The organism is Bradyrhizobium sp. SHOUNA76 (genome assembly GCF_023006445.1).
GTDB lineage: Bacteria > Pseudomonadota > Alphaproteobacteria > Rhizobiales > Xanthobacteraceae > Bradyrhizobium.
On sequence record NZ_JALBHA010000663.1, the window covers coordinates 1 to 2825 of the forward strand.

The window sequence follows — 2825 nt, forward strand, 5'->3', positions numbered from 1 at the left end:
GGCAGCCGCAGCGGCGGCCTTCTGCTCTTCGGCGTAGCCTGACGGCGGCACGATGGTGACGAGGGTCGCGTCCTCGCGGGCCAGCGCCTTCACGCCGGCCGGCAGCTTGACGTCGGACAGATGCAGCGAGTGGCCGATTTCGAGCGAGCCGACATCGGCCTCGATGTACTGCGGAATGCTCTCGACACCGCATTCGAGCTCGATCGCGTGGGCGACGATGTTGACGGTGCCGCCGCGCTTCACGCCGGGTGACGATTCCGACTTCACCACATGCAAGGGCACGCTGATGCGGATGGTGGCGCCTTCGCCGAGCCGCATGAAGTCGACATGGATCGGGAAGTCCCTGACCGGATCGAGGTGGTAGTCGCGCGGAATCACGCGGTGCTTCTTGCCCTCGAGATCGATGTCGACCAGCGTGGTCAGGAACCGGCCGGCGAGGATGCGCTGGCGCAGTTCGCGATCTTCAATCGAGATCGTCACCGGGGGCTGGTTGTTGCCATAGATCACTCCGGGCACTCGCCCGGCGCGACGCTCAGCCCGGGCGGCCCCCTTGCCGCTCTTCGGACGTGCGGTCGCCTTCAATTCCTTGACGGTCGTCGCCATGTCGTTAAGTCCTTGTTTTTGCAAAAGTTAATGGGCCGCAAGGCGGCCCATGGCATACGCCGCAGCAAGCCTCCAGGGGTGCGGGGGCCGCGGACGTGGCGGGCTTTTACCCGGAAGATGCGGAAATGACAAGGAGAATGGGCTGGCGGGTTGTTCCGGATGGCATCTTGTAACCCGGATGGCGCGGAGCGAAATCCGGGGAGATCGCACGACCGGTGAGAGCGGCCCCCGGATTTCGCTGCGCTCCATCCGGGCTACGGGACCGGTGACTACCCTCCGAGTTTGGCCTCCAGCGCCGCAATCCGCGTTTTCAGCGCCTCGTTCTCCTCGCGCGCCAGGCGCGCCATATCCTTGACGGCCTCGAACTCCTCGCGCTTGACCAGATCCATGTCGCGCAGGAATTTTTCAGCCTGGGTGCGCATCACCGTGTCGAACTCGCGCTTGACGCCCTGGGCGGCACCGGCGGCATCGTTCATCAGCCGGCCGATCTCGTCGAAAAACCGGTTGTTGGTCTGGGTCATTTCGGTCTCCTGGCGGCCTCAGATTAGCTTGGCGCAAACTCTCGAAAAGACAATGGCAATCCGATCGAAACGGTTCAAGTGCCGATCGGCGGTATCCTTGTCATGAACCGCTTTCCTTGCAATCGTATTCAACGTCCCGGCATAACAAGAATCAGACGGCGTCCGCTGGTCCTCTTCGCCGCAATCTCGTCTAGATATAGAAGGCGCGATGCCCTTTCTGCTCATTGACTTCCCATCCATCGATCCGGTCGCCGTCGCGCTCGGACCGTTCGCCATCCGCTGGTACGCGCTGGCCTATATCAGCGGCATCGTGTTCGGCTGGCTGTATGCGCGCTCGCTCCTGAAGAGCGAGCGCCTGTGGGGCAGGCCCGCGCCGATCTCGCTGCTTCAGATCGACGATTTCATTCTCTGGGTCACGCTCGGCATCATCCTGGGCGGCCGCACCGGGTACGTGCTGTTCTACAATCTGCCCTTCTTCATCTCGCATCCCGCAGCGATCTTCAAACTGTGGGAGGGCGGCATGTCGTTCCACGGCGGCTTCCTCGGCTGCGTCGTCGCGGTGATGTGGTTCGCCTATCGCAACGGCATCTCGATCCTGTCGCTCGGCGACATCACCACCGCCGTCGCTCCGGTCGGACTGCTGCTCGGGCGCATTGCGAATTTCATCAAGGGCGAGTTGTGGGGCCGCGCCACCGATGCGAGCCTGCCCTGGGCGATGATCTTTCCCGATGATCCGACCCAATTGCCGCGCCATCCAAGCCAGCTCTACGAAGCCGGGATGGAAGGCATCCTGCTGTTCACGGTGCTCGCGATCATGATCCGCCTTGGTGCGCTGAAGCGGCCCGGCATGATCCTCGGCAGCTTCATCCTGATCTACGGCCTGACCCGGATCATCGGCGAGCATTTCCGCGAACCGGACGCCCAGCTCGGCTTCCTCTGGGGCGGGTTAACCATGGGCATGCTGTTGTCGATCCCGATGCTTATTGTCGGCCTCATACTTATTGTATTGGCAGTGCGGCGCGGTGCGCCGAAGCCCATCGAGGCCAACAGTTAATTCCATTTCGAGAAAGTACACCGTGACCGACCAGCCGCTACTCGACGAGATCAAGGCGCTGATCAAAGCCTCGGGCCCCATGCCGGTCTGGCGGTACATGGAACTGTGCCTGATGCATCCGCGCCATGGCTATTACGTCTCGCGCGATCCGCTGGGCCGTGAGGGCGACTTCACCACCGCGCCCGAGGTCAGCCAGATGTTCGGCGAGCTCCTGGGACTGTGGACCGCCTCGGTGTGGAAGCAGATGGGCTCGCCGCAATTTTTGAGGCTGATCGAGCTCGGCCCCGGCCGCGGCACCATGATGGCGGACGCGCTGCGCGCACTCCGCGTGCTGCCACCGCTGTACCAGGCGCTTCATATCCACATGGTCGAGGTCAATCCCGTCTTGCGCGAACGGCAGGGCGCAACGCTGGCGAACGTGCGCAACATCGACTGGCACGACAGCATCGACGACGTGCCGGAAGGACCGAGCATCATCCTCGCCAACGAATATTTCGACGTGCTGCCGATCCACCAGATGGTGAGGCTCGAGAATGGCTGGCATGAGCGCGTGATCGAGATCGATCCCAACGGCAAGCTTCAATTCGGCGCGGCGCCCGAGCCGACGCCACGCTTCGACGTGCTGCTGCCGCCCCTGGTGCGCGCCG

At 63.2% G+C, this 2825-nt stretch carries 4 protein-coding genes; 2 read left to right on the forward strand and 2 right to left on the reverse strand.

The genetic code is table 11. The annotated features are described in order from the left end of the window. Together MOV74_RS35260 and MOV74_RS35265 are read right to left on the reverse strand one after the other, a co-directional pair. On the reverse strand, nt 1-603 hold a 603-nt coding region (locus MOV74_RS35260; protein WP_246931724.1), incomplete at its 3' end, for a 50S ribosomal protein L25/general stress protein Ctc. A gap of 269 nt (nt 604-872) precedes the next feature. Continuing rightward, nucleotides 873-1124 (reverse strand): accessory factor UbiK family protein, encoded by a 252-nt coding sequence (locus MOV74_RS35265; protein ID WP_135170330.1) that lies wholly within the window; start codon nt 1122-1124, stop codon nt 873-875. Nucleotides 1125-1332: 208 nt separating this feature from the next. Between MOV74_RS35265 and lgt the strand changes: the two genes are divergently transcribed. Together lgt and MOV74_RS35275 are read left to right on the forward strand one after the other, a co-directional pair. Then, the gene (lgt, locus tag MOV74_RS35270) at nt 1333-2178 is read left to right on the forward strand and encodes a prolipoprotein diacylglyceryl transferase (protein WP_246931727.1); all 846 of its coding nucleotides are present in this window, start codon (nt 1333-1335) and stop codon (nt 2176-2178) included. Between the two features lie 22 nt (nt 2179-2200). Next, nucleotides 2201-2825 (forward strand): SAM-dependent methyltransferase (locus MOV74_RS35275; RefSeq protein WP_246931729.1); only part of this gene is annotated, 625 nt, incomplete at its 3' end.

Bases quoted from the DNA above. Each gene is read 5' to 3' on its own strand.
- MOV74_RS35265 (WP_135170330.1), bottom strand. From the start codon at position 1,124: ATGACCCAGACCAACAACCGGTTTTTCGACGAGATCGGCCGGCTGATG.
- lgt (WP_246931727.1), top strand. From the start codon at position 1,333: ATGCCCTTTCTGCTCATTGACTTCCCATCCATCGATCCGGTCGCCGTC.